This is a genomic window from Pseudomonas sp. ChxA (genome assembly GCF_030263855.1).
Taxonomy (GTDB): domain Bacteria; phylum Pseudomonadota; class Gammaproteobacteria; order Pseudomonadales; family Pseudomonadaceae; genus Aquipseudomonas; species Aquipseudomonas fluorescens_CB.
The window spans coordinates 2,637,700-2,654,866 of record NZ_JARPMK010000001.1 but is presented as its reverse complement, the minus strand read 5'-3'; the positions used below and the strand labels follow the sequence as shown (position 1 = coordinate 2,654,866).

Sequence of the window (17,167 nt, the reverse complement as noted above, 5' to 3'; positions counted from 1 at the left end):
AAAGCTGCCTAATGGCGCACCCGGCAGGACTCGAACCTGCGACCATCCGCTTAGAAGGCGGATGCTCTATCCAGCTGAGCTACGGGCGCCTTATTAATCTGTACTCGTTGAAGATTACAAACTAAGTGCTTCCAGCCTTGCAGAACAGCTCTATCTGCTCGACCTTCTTAACCAGTGCTAGGCTGTGCCCGACAAGTGCGACGAATAGTATAGACGGCCTTGATACCCGTCAAATCTTTTTTAAAAAAAACTGATTTTATTTAAGGGGTTAGGGCAATTTGCAGACCAAGCGCCTTTGCCCTCACGTCATGGCGTGCGAGAATGCGCGCACTTTTCTTCCCCCTCTCGATGGTTAATCACGCGTAATGACTGCACAACTTATCGACGGCAAATCAATCGCCGCCAGCCTGCGCCAGCAGATCGCCAAACGAGTCACCGAGCGCCGCCTGCAAGGCCTGCGCACGCCTGGCCTCGCGGTGATCCTGGTCGGCAGCGATCCTGCCTCTCAGGTTTATGTCTCGCACAAGCGTAAAGACTGTGAAGAGGTCGGCTTTATTTCCAAGGCTTACGACTTGCCTTCCGAGACCACCCAGCAGGCGCTTACCGACCTGATCGACGGCCTCAACGACGACCCGGCCATCGACGGCATCCTGCTGCAACTGCCGCTGCCCGAGCATCTGGACGCCTCCAAACTGCTGGAGCGCATCCGCCCGGACAAAGACGTCGACGGCTTCCACCCCTACAACGTCGGCCGTCTGGCCCAGCGTATCCCGCTGCTGCGCCCCTGCACGCCCAAAGGCATCATGACCCTGCTGGAAAGCACCGGTGTCGACCTGTACGGCCTCGACGCAGTAGTGGTCGGCGCCTCCAACATCGTCGGTCGCCCGATGGCCATGGAACTGCTGTTGGCCGGCTGCACCGTGACCGTCACCCACCGTTTCACCAAGGATCTCGCCGGCCACGTCGGCCGCGCCGACCTGGTCGTTGTCGCCGCCGGCAAGCCGGGCCTGGTCAAAGGTGAGTGGATCAAGGAAGGCGCGATCGTCATTGACGTGGGCATCAACCGTCAGGAAGACGGCAAACTGGTGGGTGACGTGGTGTACGAAACCGCCCTGCCCCGTGCCGGCTGGATCACTCCGGTGCCAGGCGGTGTTGGCCCGATGACCCGTGCGTGCCTGCTGGAAAACACCCTGTATGCCGCAGAAAGCCTGCACGGCTAATAACCAGCCGTACTGAAAAAGCCCTGCCTTATCGCAGGGCTTTTTATTGCCCGGCTAAAAACCCTTTTTTTCTTAGTTTTTAAGCACTTTCGTCTGGATCTAGAAGAACATTCGACAGTTCTTCGTCCATACTCCTAAAATGTAACGGCATTTATCAAAAAACCGTTTCCCGACGGCATTTCCTTACTTTTTTAGCGAGTTCACCCGCGTGAAAATTCGTCTCTCTCTTGTCAGCCTATTTTTTGCATTTACAGGCACCTTCGCGCACGCCAGCGAAACCACCCTCGCCCCGCGTGATACCTCCAAACTGCAGATCGCTTCCGGCAGCGCCATACTGGTCGACCTGCAGACCAATAAAGTCATCTACGCCAGCAACCCCGATGTGGTGGTGCCGATTGCCTCCGTCAGCAAACTGATGACCGGCCTGATCGTACTCGAAGCCAAACAGAACATGGATGAGTACATCGACATCAACATCAAGGACACGCCAGAAATGAAAGGCGTGTTCTCCCGGGTGAAAATCGGCAGCGAAATGCCGCGCAAGGAAATGCTGCTGATCGCCCTGATGTCCTCGGAAAACCGCGCCGCCGCCAGCCTGGCCCACCACTACCCAGGCGGCTACCCGGCGTTTATTGCAGCGATGAACGCCAAGGCCAAGGCGCTGGGCATGACCAGCACGCACTACGTGGAGCCCACCGGGCTGTCGATTCACAACGTTTCCACCGCCCGCGACCTGAGCAAGCTGCTGGCCGCCGCGCGTAAATACCCGATGTTGAGCCAATTGAGCACCACCAAGGAAAAGACCGTGGCGTTCCGCAAGCCTAACTACACCTTGGGTTTCTCCAACACTGACCACCTGATCAACCGCGCCAACTGGGACATCAAGCTGACCAAGACCGGCTTCACCAACCAGGCCGGCCACTGCCTGGTGCTGGTGACCAGCATGGGCAACCGCCCGGTGTCGCTGGTGATCCTTGATGCGTTCGGCAAGTTCACCCACTTTGCTGATGCCACGCGTATTCGCAACTGGGTCGAAACCGGGCGTAGCGGTTCGGTGCCGGATGTGGCGTTGCGCTACAAGGCCGACAAGAACCTGAAGAATCGCCCGAACGCGGCTGAAGTGCGACGTTAGAAACACATGGTTTTAATGTGAGGTGGGGCTTGATTGGGGGTTGGGTGTACATATCCGTTGTTGCGGTAACGGCTACTTAGGGTTCCGCCCTTACGGCGGGTCACTTTTGTAAAGACACAAAAGTAACCAAAAAGTCTTCGCCCCACCACTTGGCACCTCGCTAAGGCTCGGTGTGCCCTCACTCCGGCCATCGTGGTTAACGGGGCGTCTCAGATCAAAATCAAGATCAAGATCTACAGCACGGCGGCCTGAAAGCCGACCTGAGTGGTTGAATCAAAAGCCAGATCAGGTGCAAAGCAAAAGCCTCTCTACCTGATGCAACTCGGTCTAAATAATGTGGGAGCGGGCTTGCTCGCGAATGCGGTGTGCCAGTGACAGATAAATTGACTGACCCACCGCATTCGCGAGCAAGCCCGCTCCCACAGTTGACCGCATGCAGCTTTGAAAATGAGGTCGGCTGTGGATTTGAATGCACTGAAGAGCTGCTTTTCTGTGGGAGCTGGCTTGCCTGCGATGCAGACACCTCGGTACATCAGGTACACCGAGTTGATGCCATCGCAGGCAAGCCAGCTCCCACCTTTGACCGAGTTTGACTCCGCTGTTGCTGTTGCTGTTGCTCTGGCTCTTACATCCTTTTCGATGACGAAGTCAGCGGTCTTTTGATCTGCGCTTTTGATCTTGATCTTGATCTGAAATCGCCCCGTTAAACACGATGGCCGCAATTCGACAGTGATTTGGGGGGTAAACCGGCAGGGATGCCGGTTTAGCCGCGCTGGGCCAAGGAGGCACCGAGTGTTGGGGCGAAGACTTTTTGGTTACTTTTGTCTGGGCCGGCATTCCGGTCTTTACAAAAGTGACCCGCTGTAAGAGCGGAGCCATAGGCCGCCGTTACCTAAATAACGAATATGTACCCATGGACCAAACACCCCAACTTTCCGTGCTTTTCACTTCCGCTCTGCCAACACCTTAAGCGCCTGCGCCGCCGCCTGCTCCTGCCCGGCCTGGGCTGTGGCATTGGCAGAATCGCGCCAGCGCTGCACATCCACATTCGCCGGCAACTGGCTCGGGCGCTGGGTCAAAATCGCCCAGTGCCCCGCGCTCTTCCACGCCGACTCAAAATCACTGAAGCTCATCAACAGCCGTCGGTCCATGCCCGAGCGCAGCAGCACCGTGCTCTTTTGCTGGTTGAACCCCACCACCACGACATAACGCGTACCCGACCACATGCTCGGATTAATCCGCGCCATCACCGGGTAACCCGCCGCCACTTGCGCCAACACGGCCGTCAACTGGCTGTCCAGCGGGTACACCATCAGCCCGTATTCACGCGCCAGCACCTGCATGTTGCGCTCAAGGTTCGCCTCGCCGCCCGGCAAGTGCAGCGGTTTGTCGAGTAAGCCGGGTGTCATGACAATGCCTTGTTGCGACAGCATGCTGGCTAAAGCCGAAGGACCGCTCTGATAGGCCTCGGTGCGATACGCCGGCACGCTCGTGAGTTCAACGCGCTCCGGCAACCCCGCCAGTTTCGACGGGTGCCCGGAACACGCCGCCAGCCCGAGGGCGCACGCCAGCAGCAAGGAGGTTTTAACGTTCGAGCGTAAGCGCAATTTTTTACTCTCTTGATCAACGGCCGGTAAGGGCCCAGATCATAGCCCAATCGCGTTTAGGGAGTAGCGACAGGCTGCTGATATAGCCAACAAGTTGGACTGATTCGACCATTGGTCAATAGCACGCAACCGTCAGCTGGCTAGACTGTCCATTGAGAAGACTGTGTGTGCCCCCAGCGGGGCGAAAGGAGGCCGGAATGAGCCTTGCAACAACGATTTTCCTGCTGATTTGCGGTTGGCTGGCAGTAGCCGCCGCCATGCTGTGGGGCGTGATGCGCGTAACGCGTCGGCATCACCCCCCCCATGTAACATCTGCTGCACCCGCCAAGCCGCACAAGGCCGCGGTGCATCACGCCTAGCCAGGCATGCAACTGAAGTCTTGAGTGGCTGCGACTTCCTTGCCGTGACCGTCCTTGAGCACGGCACGCACGGTGGTGCCCAGGCTGGATTCCACCAGCGTGTAGTGCTCACCCGCTTTAAAATTCTTGTACTCGACCCGGCCCTGGCAATCTTGCTGGTTGTCGTCGCCTGGCTCTTCTTCAAACAGGGTCACATCCAAACGATGATCCCCCGGCGTCACTTCAAAATAGCGCCCGTCGTCCACGCGGTGGCCGTCGACGCGCTCGGCCATCAGGTCATTTGGCGCTTCTTCCTTCAGACCGATCCACGCCTCGCTCGGGTCAGCTTTAGGGATGGGACCGGCACAGGCCGACAACAACAAAACAACACCCAGTGCGGGGATCAACAACAGCGGTTTGAGTGACATGGCAGGGCTCCAAAGGGCTTCAGTAAACACATTGGCAGCGATTCAAATGTGTCGCCGCCGATGGGTTACAAGCTTGGAGAGCTGCCTTATGTAGAACAAATGAATACATATGAAACGATCTTCAGCCGCTAACTAAATGTTCCTTCACCTGGCTGAAAGGTGCGTGTTAGGTGGGTCGGGCAAGACTGCCGGGGTTTGCAATCCTGCTCCCTCGGAGGTTCACGCATGCTCGGGCTGGTAAAGACCGCACTGCAAAAGCCCTACACGTTTATCGTGTTGGCCATATTCATCTGCATCATCGGGCCGATGGCGGCCCTGCGAACCCCCACGGATGTTTTTCCCGATATCGGCATCCCCGTCGTCGCTGTGGTTTGGCAGTACAACGGCCTGTCACCGGACGCCATGGCCGGTCGGGTGATCTACACCTACGAACGTTCCTTGAGCACCACCGTTAACGACATCGAACACATCGAATCGCAATCGCTGCCCGGCATGGGCATCGTCAAAATCTTCTTCCAACCAGGTGTGGATATCCGCACCGCCAACGCCCAAGTGACGGCCGTGTCACAAACCGTGCTCAAGCAGATGCCACCGGGTATCACGCCGCCGCTGATCCTCAACTACAGCGCCTCCACAGTGCCGATCCTGCAACTGGCGTTTTCCAGCCCCAGCCTCTCGGAAGCCAAGATCCGCGACCTGGTGCAGAACAATATCCGCCTGCCCTTGAGCGCCCTGCCCGGTCTGGCCATGCCCACGCCAATGGGCGGCAAGCAACGCCAGATCACCCTTGACCTCGACCCCCAGGCGCTCGCCGCCAAAGGCTTGTCGGCACAGGACGTGGGCAACGCGCTGGCGCTGCAAAACCAGATCATTCCAGTGGGTACCGCCAAACTCGGCCCCAACGAATACACGATCCTGCTCAACAACAGCCCCAAGGCGATTGATGAGCTCAACGACCTGCCGATCAAGACGGTCGACGGCGCAATCATCACCATCGGCCAAGTGGCCCACGTGCGTGACGGCTCGCCGCCGCAGACCAACATCGTGCGCGTCGACGGCCACCGTGCAGTGCTGATGCCAGCGTTAAAAAACGGCAGCATCTCAACCCTGTCGATCATCGACGGCATCCGCCAGATGCTGCCGCGCATCAACGAAACCCTGCCGCCGTCGCTGAAGACCTCACTGCTGGGCGACGCCTCGGTGTTCGTTAAACAATCGGTGGGCAGCGTGGCCCAGGAAGGCATCATCGCGGCGCTGCTGACCAGTGCGATGATCCTGCTGTTCCTTGGCAGCTGGCGCTCCACCTTGATCATCGCCGCTTCGATTCCGTTGGCGGTGTTGTCGGCCATTGCATTGCTGGCGGCCACCGGGCAAACCCTCAACGTGATGACCCTCGGCGGGCTCGCGTTGGCGGTGGGGATTCTGGTGGATGACGCCACGGTGACCATCGAAAACATCAACTGGCACCTGGAACAAGGCAAGGCGGTGAAGACCGCGATCCTCGACGGCGCCGCGCAGATCGTCGGCCCGGCGTTTGTGTCGCTGCTGTGTATCTGCATCGTGTTTGTGCCGATGTTCCTGCTGCAAGGCATCGCCGGTTACCTGTTCCGGCCGATGGCGCTGGCGGTGATTTTCGCCATGGCCAGCTCGTTCATTCTTTCGCGGACCCTGGTGCCGACCCTGGCGATGTTTCTGCTCAAGCCGCACGCGCCGGAGCAAGGGCCTGGGCATCACCCGGAAGATGAGTTCATCAACCATCACGAAGGTGAACAGCACAAAAAACCGCGCAACCGTGTGCTGCAATCGGTGCTGAACTTCCAGCAGGGTTTCGAGCGCCATTTCTCGAATATCCGTGACACCTACCACGGCCTGCTGACCCTGGCGCTGGGCGCACGCAAGCGCTTTATCGTCGGTTTCCTGGCCTGCGTGCTGGCCTCGTTCCTGCTGTTGCCGAGCCTGGGCCAGGACTTCTTCCCGGCCACCGACGCCGGAGCGCTTGCCCTGCATGTGCGCCTGCCATTGGGCACGCGTATTGAAGAAAGCGCGGCGGCGTTCGACCGCATTGAAGCGCGGATTCGCGAAGTGATCCCGGCCGAGCAACTCGACACCATCGTCGACAACATCGGCATCCCGCTCAGCGGCATCGACATGGCCTACAGCAGCAGCGGCACCATCGGCCCACAGGACGGCGACATCCAGGTCACCTTGAAAAAGGACCATGCACCGACCGCCGACTACGTGAAAAAACTGCGTGAAGCCTTGCCGCAAAGCTTCCCCGGCAGCCACTTTGCATTCCTGCCTGCCGACATCAGCAGCCAGATCCTCAACTTCGGTGCTCCGGCGCCACTGGACGTGAAAATCTCCGGGCGCAGCGATGCAGAAAACCGCGCCTACGCCATCGAACTGGAGCGCCGCCTGCAACATATTCCGGGCATCGCCGACCTGCGCATCCAGCAGTCCACCGGCTACCCGTCGTTGCAAGTGAACGTCGACCGTATGCGCGCCAATGGCCTGGGCATCACCGAGCGTGACGTGACCAACAGTATGGTCGCCTCGCTCGCCGGCAGCTCCCAGGTGGCGCCGACGTTCTGGCTTAACCCGGCCAACGGCGTGTCGTACTCCATCGTCGCCGCGACCCCGCAATACCGCCTCGACAGCTTGCCGTCCCTGGAAGCCTTGCCGGTGACCGGCGCCGATGGGCAATCGCAAATCCTCGGCGGCGTGGCGAGTATCTCCCGCGTGCAAAGCCCGGCGGTGGTGACCCACTACAACATCGAGCCGACCCTGGACCTGTACGCCAACGTGCAAGGCCGCGACCTCGGCGGCGTGGCCCGTGACGTGCAAAAAGTGCTGGATGACACCGCCTCCATGCGTCCCAAAGGCGCGGTGATCAGCCTGCACGGGCAGATCGATGCGCTGCATGAAGCGTTCAGCGGTTTGAGCTTCGGCTTGCTCGGCGCCGTAGTGCTGATCTACCTGCTGATCGTGGTCAACTTCCAGTCCTGGGCTGACCCGTTTGTGATCATCACCGCGCTGCCGGCGGCGCTGGCGGGGATCGTGTGGATGCTGTTCCTCAGCGGCACCTCGCTGTCGGTGCCGGCACTCACCGGCGCCATCCTCTGTATGGGCGTGGCCACCGCCAACTCGATCCTGGTGGTGAGCTTCTGCCGTGAACGCCTGGCCGAACATGGCGACGCGCTGAAGGCTGCCATGGAAGCCGGTTACACGCGTTTCCGCCCGGTGTGCATGACCGCCTTGGCGATGATTATCGGCATGTTGCCGCTGGCGATTTCCGAGGAGCAGAACGCCCCGCTCGGCCGCGCCGTCATCGGTGGCTTGATCTTCGCCACCATCGCCACTTTGTTGTTTGTACCCGTGGTCTTCAGCCTGGTCCACGGTCGTCACCCTACTCGCGAAGTTGCTGGAGAAACCCCACATGTCGTCTGATCACAAACCCTCGCGCAAGCGTCTGATGCTCCTGGGTGTCGGCGGCCTGACCTTGGCCGCCCTGTTGGTCGCCAACGGCCTGCACGCCCGCACCACCCACGAAGAAGCGGTGACGGCCTGGACCGAAACCGCCGCCATCCCTCAGGTGATGGTGTTCCAGCCCAAGCTCAACGCGGCCGGCGATACCCTGCGCTTGCCCGCGCACCTCGACGCCTGGAGCAAGGCGCCGATTCATGCACGGGTGAGTGGCTACTTGAAGGACTGGAAAGTCGACATCGGCAGCCAGGTCAAAGCCGGGCAAATCCTCGCCGAAATCGACAGCCCGGACCTTGACCAGCAGCTGGCGCAAACCCACGCCCGTCTACTCCAGGAACAGGCCAATGCGCGCCTGGCCGCAACCACCGCCACACGCTGGCAGAACCTGCTCGCCAGCCACTCGGTGTCGCGTCAGGAGGCGGATGAAAAAACCTCCAACGCCGCCGCGGCCAAAGCCAACGCCGAGGCGGCCGCCGCAGACTATGCGCGGCTGTCGGCGCTGGAAAGCTACAAGACCATTCGCGCGCCGTTCGCCGGTACCATCACCGCGCGTAACACCGATATCGGCCAGTTGATCAAGGCCGACACCGACAGCGACCCGGAACTGTTCAACATCGCCGACACCCACCAGTTGCGCCTGTATGTGCCGGTGCCGCAGAACTACGCGTCGGTGATCCACCCAGGGCTTGAGGCCGAGCTGACCGTGCCCGAGCACCCTGGCGAGCACTTCAAGGCGCGCCTGATAGGCGACTCTACCGCCATCGACCGCCGTTCCGGCACCTTGCTCGCGCAATTCGTCGCCGACAACCCCAACGGCGAACTGCTGCCCGGTGACTACGCCGAAGCCACCCTGCCAATCCCGGCCGACACCCACGGCGTGAGCATCCCGGCCAGCGCCTTGATCTTCCGCGCCCAAGGCACCCAAGTGGCGGTGCTGGACGCGCAGAACCACGTGCACCTGCAAGACATCCACATCGGCCTGGACCTGGGCGAGCGCCTGGTGATCGACCAGGGCCTCAACCCCGCCGACCGCGTGGTCGACAACCCGCCCGACGCCCTGCGCGAAGGCGACCCGGTAGAGCTTGCCCAAGCCGGAGGTGCGCATGCGCATAAGGTTTAACCCTCTCGCGGCGCTGGTGCTGCTGGCCCTGCAAGGTTGTTCGATGGCGCCCACCTACAAGGTGCCCGCCGTTGACCTGCCGGCCGGCTACCGCGAACAGACCAGCGATGGCCCGTGGCACAGCGCGCAACCGTCCGACCAACTGGCACCTGAATGGTGGAAGCTCTACAACGACCCGCACCTCAATGACCTGCAACAGCAACTGCTCAAGGCCAACCCGGACCTGGCGGCGGCGCTGGCGCACTTTGATGCGTCCCAGGCGTATGCCAGCCAATTGCACGCTGGGTTGTTCCCGCAAATCACCGCCAGCGCGCAGCCATTGCGCCAGCGGCAATCGGATTCGCGGCCGCTGCGTGGCGATACGCAGCCATCGGTGTACAACAGCAATACCGCAGCGTTTTCGCTGAGTTACGACCTCGACCTATGGGGCAAGATCCGCAACCAGGTCGCGGCGGGTGACGCCCAGGCACAAGCCTCCGGGGATGACCTGGCAGTGGCGCGCCTGAGCCTGCAGCATCAACTGGCGACCCTGTATGTGCAACTCAATGGGCTGGATGCGCAGAGCCGGATCCTCAATAGCTCGCTGGAGGATTTCAGCCAGGCGCTGCAACTGACCCGCAGCCGATACGAAGGTCAGATCGCCTCGGAGCTGGACCTGACCCGTGCGCAAAACCAACTGGCCGAAGCCAAGGCTCAATTGGATGAAGTGCGCGGGCAACGCAACCTTACCGAGCACGCCATTGGTGAGTTGGTGGGTGTGGCGGCCAGCAACTTCACATTGCCGCCGAGCCAGCAACTGATTGCCCTCCCAGGCATTCCATCGCAACTGCCAAGCCACCTGCTGCAACGTCGCCCGGACATTGCGGCGGCGGAACGGCGAGTGTTCGCGGCCAATGCGAATATTGGCGTGGCCAAGGCGGCGTGGTACCCGGATTTCAGTCTGACCGGGTTGATCGGCGGGCAGACTCAAGGGGTTGGCAACCTGCTGTCTGCCGGCAACCGCTACTGGGCGCTGGGGCCGTTGGTGAATCTGCCAATCTTTGATGGTGGGCGGCTGAGCGCCAATGAGCGCCAGGCCAAGGCCGAGTTTGAAGAGGCATCGGCGCAGTACCGTAGCCATGTGCTGAAAGCGGTGCGTGAGGTGGAAGATAACCTGGCGCAACTGCGGGACTTGCAGCAAGAGGCCCAGGATGAGCAAGCAGCAGCGGACGCGGCAGAGCATACGCAGTCGTTGGCGATGAACAGTTATCAAGCCGGGGCCGTGAGCTATCTGGATGTGGTCACCGCACAAACGGCGGCGTTGCAAGCACAGAGGACCTTGCAAGCCGTGCAGACGCGGCAGTTGCAGGCGAGTGTAGGGTTAGTCACTGCGCTCGGCGGCGGCTGGCAACCCGGCGCCTGAAACTCCCCTGTAGATCGTTCCCACGCTCCGCGTGGGCATGCAAGCGGCATTCCCACGCAGAGCGTGGGAACGATCGGCAAACGATCTGCAAAGCACAGCTGGGATTAAAGGTGGGAGCAGGCAAGCCAGCTTCCAAACTTAGAGCGTCCAGAGCGCGAGAACGATCAATTTCATCCCTCTGGCCGGCTATTCAGAAAAATGTTCACCTGCGTGTAATCACTACCGTTGGCATGTCGGTACAAGGTGCTGCTGTGATAATCAGACACTTCGCCCGCCACCGAAACGGCAACCGCCCGGCCTTGAACATCAACCTTTGCGGCGGCATCGCGCGTAACCAGAAACGGATTGGCGTTTTCCAATTCAGACAATACTTCTGCGTCGGCGCCCAGGGTTCGATAAACATAGTATCGGTAGTTGAACGGAACCGTTGCACCACCACGGTCATCCTTGACCGCATAAATGGATGCTTCGCCGTTCAGCGAAACCTGCAGTACGACTTCTGTCAATTGTGGACGCCCTGGCGAAAATAACCCGTCAGCAGCGATATACAGCAAGCACAGCGCCAGCAGCGTCGTGGTAACCATCGAATAGAGTGACGTCCTAGTAGAACCTGAACCTGGCATACCTGATTCCTTCCTTGATCCAATGTTGGTCGACTGGGTCATCACCGAAGGGCGCATCGCCCCACCAACGACCAAACTCGGGTCTATCTGTACCGGCTCTGGTTTGAGCAAGCCCCGCTGCACGCAGAAGCACTTCTTCACTGAATCCGGCAGCAATGCCTACAGCACCATAATGGAAGTTTCCAAACGCTTCATACTCTTTGGAGATTTGCTTGTAGTCCCAAGGCCCGCGATTACGAACCTGAGTATAAAACCAAGAGTACATGAACGCTGAGCCTGCTTTTAGCACCTCCTTCTTATGTGCGGCGATGAACATATTTTCGTTAACTGATACGCAAGGCGGCGGCTTAGGGTTTGCCATTGCATGCTTCCTTTGCATTAGGTTTTTTCGAGGCGAAACCTAGCACTGGAAACGAAGAGTTTTGAGCGCCGCAAGATGTAAAAGAAACTTCGTACGATAGATTAGGACACGCCCTGCACCAGTCCCTCAAAACGGGCTTTTTCCTACAGGTTTTTAGGGTTGTTGCTCGGAGCGGCTGTCACTAGTTTTCGCTAGTCGCTGACCATTCAGCGGCCGGTAGTGAGAGGCCGAATGGCTCCTGGGATCGGGTCGTAGAGGGAAGCGGCGAGGCACGTGCGCAATAACGGCGTCGCCTGTTAGGGCCTCATCGCAGGCAAGCCAGCTCCCACATTTGGAATGTATTCACACATCAAAATGTGGGAGCTGGCTTGTCGGGTCGCCGCATCGCTGCGATAGCGATCTATCAGGCAGCAAGCTTCCCACTGGCAATCGCCGCCGATGCCGCCAGCATCGCCCGCAGCAAGACGGCACACCCTGCCGCCAGATCATCCGGCGCGGCATTCTCGATTTCGTTATGGCTGATGCCACCTTCACACGGCACGAAGATCATCCCCGCCGGGCCCAACTCAGCCACGAAGATCGCGTCGTGCCCTGCCCCGCTGACGATATCCATGTTCGACAAGCCCAACCCATTCGCCGCATCACGCACGGCGTCCACGCAGCCTTTGTCGAAGTACAACGGCGGGAAGTCGGCGGTGGGTTCCAGCTCAAATGTCAGCCCATGCTTGGCACAGGTCTCCTCGATCACCGTGCGTACCTGGGCAATCATCGAATCCAGCCGCGCCGGTTCCAGGTGGCGCAAGTCCAACGTCATGCGCACTTCACCGGGGATCACATTGCGTGAGCCTGGATAGGCTTGCAGGCAACCGACAGTGCCGCACGCATGCGGTTGATGCCCCAACGCCGCCGCATTCACTGCCGCCACCACGGCAGCCGCGCCCACCAGAGCATCCTTGCGCAGGTGCATCGGCGTCGGCCCCGCATGCGCCTCAACGCCACGCAGTTTCAGGTCAAACCACTTCTGCCCCAACGCCCCCAGCACTACGCCGATGGTTTTCTTCTCGTCCTCAAGAATCGGCCCCTGTTCGATATGCGCTTCGAAATACGCGCCCACCTTATGGCCACTGACCGGCCGGGTGCCCGCATAGCCGATCGCATTCAACGCGTCGCCCACGCTGACGCCATCCACATCGACCTTGGCCAAGGTATCGGCCAGGGTGAATTTCTCGGCAAACACGCCCGAGCCCATCATGCACGGCGGGAAGCGTGAGCCTTCTTCGTTGGTCCACACCACCACTTCCAGCGGCGCTTCGGTTTCGATCTTGAGGTCGTTGAGGGTGCGCAGCACTTCCACGCCCGCCAGCACGCCGAAGCAGCCGTCGAACTTGCCGCCCGTAGGCTGGGTGTCGATATGGCTGCCGGTCATCACCGGTGGCAGCTTGGGATTGCGGCCAGGGCGCCGGGCGAAAATATTGCCGATGCCGTCGATGGTCACGGTGCAACCGGCTGCTTCGCACCACTGCACAAACAGGTCGCGGGCCTTGCGGTCGAGGTCGGTGAGGGCCAGGCGGCAAACACCGCCCTTGGGCGTGGCGCCGAGTTTGGCCAGGTCCATCAGCGACTGCCACAGGCGGTCGCGGTTGATGTGCTGGTGGGTCGATTGCAGAACGTCCAGGGCAGCGTTCATGGGGATCTCCTCAGGCTAGTTTCTTATAAATTGACTCGATCAAATGTGAAGCAGATTTGTGTGGGAGCTGGCTTGCCCGCGATTGCATCACCTCGGTTCGGCGGGAATACCGAGTCGCCTGTATCGCAGGCAAGCCAGCTCCCACAGTAGCCCTATTTACAAAGGTGATTTGGCAGCGACCGGGCTGATGCGGCGCTTGGCATTCAGGCCGTAATACAACAACCCACCCAACGCCGAGCCGGTGAACCAGCCGTAGCTGTAAAACCAGCTGAACGCATCACTGCCCAGCGACAGCAAGGTCAGCACCACCGGCACGCCAAAGGCCAAAAAGCCGCTCCAATTCCACGCCGGGTACACGTCATCGCGGTACAAACCGGCCAGGTCCAGCTGTTGCTTACGGGTGATGAAATAGTCCACCACCATGATACCGGCAATCGGGCCGAGCAGGCTTGAGTAGCCCAGCAACCAGTTGGAATACACGGTTTCCAGGCTCACATTCGAGACGATCAGCCCAAGTTTTTTCAGCAGTTCGTGGGCCATCAACGCCAGCCCGACCAGGCCGGTGAGGATCACCGCCGTGGTGCGGTTGATCAGCTTGGGGGCGATGTTCTGGAAGTCGTTGGTGGGCGAGACGATGTTTGCAGCGGTGTTGGTGGACAAGGTGGCGATGATGATCAGCGCCATGGCGATGGCCACCCACACCGGGCTCTGGATATGCCCGATCAAGGTGACCGGATCGGAAACACTCACGCCCACCAGCTTCACCGACGCGGCGGTCATGATCACGCCGAGGGCGGCGAACAGGAACATGGTCAGTGGCAGGCCGAAAATCTGCCCGAGAATCTGGTCCTTCTGGCTTTTGGCGTAGCGGCTGAAGTCGGGAATGTTCAACGACAAGGTGGCCCAGAAGCCGACCATGGCCGTCAGCCCGGCCATGAAGTAACCGGTGAGGCTTGCGCCTTCGGGGCGCTTGGGTGGAATCGCCATCAGTTCACTCAGCGACACATTCGGCATCGCCCACACCAGCAAGCCTATTCCCACCGCCACCAGCAGCGGTGCCGACAAGGTTTCCAGGCGCTTGATCGACTCGGCGCCGCGCAGCACCACCCACAGGTTCAAGGTCCAGAAAATCATGAAGCCGATCACTTCACCGGTGCCGCCGAGGGACTTCCAGCCTTCGAAAATCGAGCCCAGGAACAGGTGAATCGCCAGCCCGCCGAACATCGTCTGAATGCCAAACCAGCCACAGGCCACCAGCGCCCGAATCAGGCACGGCACGTTGGAACCCAGGATGCCAAAGGACGAACGCAACAGCACCGGAAACGGAATGCCGTACTTGGTGCCCGGGAAGGCGTTAAGGGTCAGCGGGATCAAAACCACGATATTGGCCAGCAAAATCGCCATCAGCGCCTCGCCCACCGACAGCCCGAAATAGGCGGTGAGCACCCCGCCCAGGGTGTAGGTCGGCACGCAGATCGACATACCGACCCACAGCGCGGTGATGTGCCACTTGTTCCAGGTGCGTTCATGCACCTTGGTCGGTGCCATGTCGTGGTTGTAGCGCGGGCTGTCGAGGACGTCGGGGCCGGCGTCGAGTTCATACAGGCCGTTACGCTCAATAACTTGCGATCTGTTCTGTTGCATGGCCGCTCCACGGTTTTTTTAAAATTATTGTTGCTCATCCAGCGCGTGGCGCCGGATGGCCGGAGTACCTCGTAAACAACATGACATCACGGGTTCGGCCAGCCGTCACTGCACTCAAAATCCGTGCCGATAACCGCCTCTGAACCCGCACCGCTTATATAACTGGCTGATGTTTATCAGCTTTCCGATTGTGCCTTGGGTACTTGTCGCCTTACTCAGGCTAAATAACGCGAAAGTTGCCCGAACTGTCAGGACTCAATCTGGTGCAACACAATTATTTTTATTTACCCATGCCGTCAAGCGGCATGTCTCAAGCGTCTGATTTGCAATAAGAAATGTTGCTCAATTTAAGAACCTGTCAAGTGCGTCAAAATGGTGAAGGGGCGCTACATTTTGGTGATTTATGGTTTTTCCTTTTAAAAACATGTAGTTAAAATCGATATAAGCTTAAGAAAAATCTTCTTGCTCATTCGAAAAACTCGGGCTAGTTTCTATTCCTGTCACCGATGACAGGATTAAACCCTGCATCGGCAAGCAGCATTACAACACTTAGAACTGGCACAAGCCGGTCAAGCCTGTGAGGAACTCGACATGTCGCTGTTGATCCGTGGCGCCACCGTTATTACCCATGATGAAAGTTACCGCGCCGATGTGTTATGCGCAGGCGGTCTAATTCGCGCTATTGGCACGAATCTGGAGATTCCCGCCGGCACTGCAACACTCGATGGCAGCGGCCAATACTTGATGCCCGGCGGCATCGACCCGCACACGCATATGCAACTGCCCTTCATGGGCACCGTGGCCAGTGAAGACTTTTTCAGTGGCACGGCGGCAGGTCTGGCAGGTGGCACCACCTCGATCATCGACTTTGTGATTCCCAACCCGCAGCAATCGCTGATGGAGGCCTTTCACCAGTGGCGCGGCTGGGCGGAAAAATCTGCCTCCGACTACGGTTTTCATGTGGCGATCACCTGGTGGAGCGAGCAGGTGCGCGAGGAGATGGCCGAGCTGGTCAGCCACCATGGCATCAACAGTTTCAAGCACTTCATGGCCTATAAAAACGCGATCATGGCGGCGGATGACACCCTGGTCGCCAGCTTCGAACGCTGCCTGGAGCTGGGCGCGGTGCCGACGGTGCACGCAGAAAACGGCGAGCTGGTGTATCACCTGCAACGCAAGCTGATGGCCCAAGGCATTACCGGGCCGGAAGCGCATCCACTGTCGCGTCCGTCCCAGGTGGAAGGCGAAGCAGCCAGCCGCGCCATTCGCATCGCCGAGACCATCGGCACGCCGTTGTACCTGGTGCATGTGTCAACCCAGGAAGCACTCGACGAAATCACCTATGCCCGTGGCAAAGGCCAGCCGGTCTACGGCGAAGTGCTGGCCGGGCACCTGCTGCTGGATGACAGCGTGTACCAGCACCCCGACTGGCAAACTGCCGCCGGCTACGTCATGAGCCCGCCGTTCCGTCCGCGCGGGCATCAGGAAGCACTCTGGCACGGCTTGCAGTCCGGCAACCTGCACACCACCGCCACCGACCACTGCTGCTTCTGCGCCGAGCAAAAAGCCGCCGGCCGCGACGACTTCAGCAAGATCCCCAACGGCACCGCCGGTATCGAAGACCGCATGGCGCTGCTGTGGCACGAGGGCGTGAACACCGGGCGGTTGTCGATGCAGGAGTTCGTCGCGCTGACGTCGACCAATACCGCGAAGATCTTCAATATTTACCCGCGCAAAGGCGCGATCCGCGTGGGCGCCGATGCCGACCTGGTGCTGTGGGATCCCCAGGGCACGCGCACGATTTCGGCCAAGACCCACCATCAGAAAGTCGACTTCAACATCTTCGAAGGCAAGACCGTGCGCGGCGTACCGAGCCACACCATCAGCCAGGGCAAGCTGGTGTGGGCCGATGGTGATTTGCGCGCCGAGCGCGGTGCCGGGCGGTATGTGGAACGGCCGGCGTACCCGGCGGTGTTCGAGCAGTTGAGCAAGCGGGCTGAGCATTCCAGGCCCACTGCTGTAAAGCGCTGAGACCGCTATCGCAGGCAAGCCAGCTCCCACATGTTGATGTGCAAACACATTCAAATGTGGGAGCTGGCTTGCCTGCGATGAGGCCGGTACA

13 protein-coding genes and 1 tRNA gene are annotated in these 17,167 nt (G+C 59.8%); 7 read left to right on the top strand and 7 right to left on the bottom strand.

Going from position 1 to position 17,167, the window contains the following annotated elements; genetic code table 11:
* Positions 1 to 12: 12 nt before the first annotated feature.
* Positions 13 to 89 (bottom strand) — tRNA-Arg (locus tag P5706_RS11930).
* Between the two features lie 276 nt (positions 90 to 365).
* On the opposite strand from P5706_RS11930, the gene folD reads away from it, so the two are divergent.
* The gene (gene folD, locus P5706_RS11925; RefSeq protein WP_200430590.1) at positions 366 to 1,220 is read left to right on the top strand and encodes a bifunctional methylenetetrahydrofolate dehydrogenase/methenyltetrahydrofolate cyclohydrolase FolD; all 855 of its coding nucleotides are present in this window, start codon (positions 366 to 368) and stop codon (positions 1,218 to 1,220) included.
* Between the two features lie 208 nt (positions 1,221 to 1,428).
* Complete coding sequence (gene pbpG, locus P5706_RS11920; RefSeq protein ID WP_200430591.1) at positions 1,429 to 2,352, top strand: D-alanyl-D-alanine endopeptidase; 924 nt, start codon at positions 1,429 to 1,431, stop codon at positions 2,350 to 2,352.
* 944 nt (positions 2,353 to 3,296) lie between these two features.
* Here the strand turns inward: pbpG and P5706_RS11915 are convergent.
* Positions 3,297 to 3,959 (bottom strand): peptidase C39 family protein, encoded by a 663-nt coding sequence (locus P5706_RS11915; protein WP_200432491.1) that lies wholly within the window; start codon positions 3,957 to 3,959, stop codon positions 3,297 to 3,299.
* Between the two features lie 197 nt (positions 3,960 to 4,156).
* On the opposite strand from P5706_RS11915, the gene P5706_RS11910 reads away from it, so the two are divergent.
* Complete coding sequence (locus tag P5706_RS11910) at positions 4,157 to 4,318, top strand: hypothetical protein (RefSeq protein WP_285679360.1); 162 nt, start codon at positions 4,157 to 4,159, stop codon at positions 4,316 to 4,318.
* Here P5706_RS11910 and P5706_RS11905 read toward each other — a convergent pair.
* Complete coding sequence (locus P5706_RS11905) at positions 4,315 to 4,725, bottom strand: PA0061/PA0062 family lipoprotein (protein WP_285679359.1); 411 nt, start codon at positions 4,723 to 4,725, stop codon at positions 4,315 to 4,317. The genes P5706_RS11910 and P5706_RS11905 overlap by 4 nt on opposite strands.
* Positions 4,726 to 4,950: 225 nt before the next feature.
* On the opposite strand from P5706_RS11905, the gene P5706_RS11900 reads away from it, so the two are divergent.
* From P5706_RS11900 to P5706_RS11890, 3 genes are read left to right on the top strand one after another with little or no spacing between them, the layout of a single operon-like run.
* Positions 4,951 to 8,172, top strand: coding sequence for an efflux RND transporter permease subunit (locus tag P5706_RS11900; protein ID WP_200432489.1), 3,222 nt, complete (start codon positions 4,951 to 4,953; stop codon positions 8,170 to 8,172).
* Positions 8,162 to 9,328 (top strand): efflux RND transporter periplasmic adaptor subunit, encoded by a 1,167-nt coding sequence (locus P5706_RS11895; RefSeq protein ID WP_200432488.1) that lies wholly within the window; start codon positions 8,162 to 8,164, stop codon positions 9,326 to 9,328. Before P5706_RS11900 ends, P5706_RS11895 begins: the two co-directional genes overlap by 11 nt.
* Positions 9,312 to 10,730, top strand: coding sequence for an efflux transporter outer membrane subunit (locus tag P5706_RS11890; protein WP_200432487.1), 1,419 nt, complete (start codon positions 9,312 to 9,314; stop codon positions 10,728 to 10,730). The genes P5706_RS11895 and P5706_RS11890 overlap by 17 nt, the downstream gene beginning before the upstream one ends.
* A gap of 170 nt (positions 10,731 to 10,900) precedes the next feature.
* On the opposite strand, the gene P5706_RS11885 is transcribed toward P5706_RS11890, so the two are convergent.
* From P5706_RS11885 to P5706_RS11870, 4 genes are all read right to left on the bottom strand, one after another.
* Complete coding sequence (locus tag P5706_RS11885; RefSeq protein WP_200432486.1) at positions 10,901 to 11,353, bottom strand: hypothetical protein; 453 nt, start codon at positions 11,351 to 11,353, stop codon at positions 10,901 to 10,903.
* A complete protein-coding gene (locus tag P5706_RS11880) occupies positions 11,331 to 11,714 on the bottom strand; it encodes a polymorphic toxin type 44 domain-containing protein (protein WP_285679358.1) in 384 nt (127 codons plus the stop codon). Before P5706_RS11880 ends, P5706_RS11885 begins: the two co-directional genes overlap by 23 nt.
* Before the next feature lie 403 nt (positions 11,715 to 12,117).
* Complete coding sequence (locus tag P5706_RS11875) at positions 12,118 to 13,401, bottom strand: Zn-dependent hydrolase (RefSeq protein ID WP_285679357.1); 1,284 nt, start codon at positions 13,399 to 13,401, stop codon at positions 12,118 to 12,120.
* A 156-nt stretch (positions 13,402 to 13,557) separates the two neighbouring features.
* Complete coding sequence (locus tag P5706_RS11870; RefSeq protein WP_285679356.1) at positions 13,558 to 15,045, bottom strand: NCS1 family nucleobase:cation symporter-1; 1,488 nt, start codon at positions 15,043 to 15,045, stop codon at positions 13,558 to 13,560.
* 591 nt (positions 15,046 to 15,636) lie between these two features.
* Between P5706_RS11870 and hydA the strand changes: the two genes are divergently transcribed.
* Positions 15,637 to 17,076: a dihydropyrimidinase gene (hydA, locus tag P5706_RS11865; RefSeq protein WP_285679355.1), complete on the top strand. Its 1,440-nt coding sequence runs from the start codon at positions 15,637 to 15,639 to the stop codon at positions 17,074 to 17,076.
* The last annotated feature ends 91 nt before the right edge of the window (positions 17,077 to 17,167 follow it).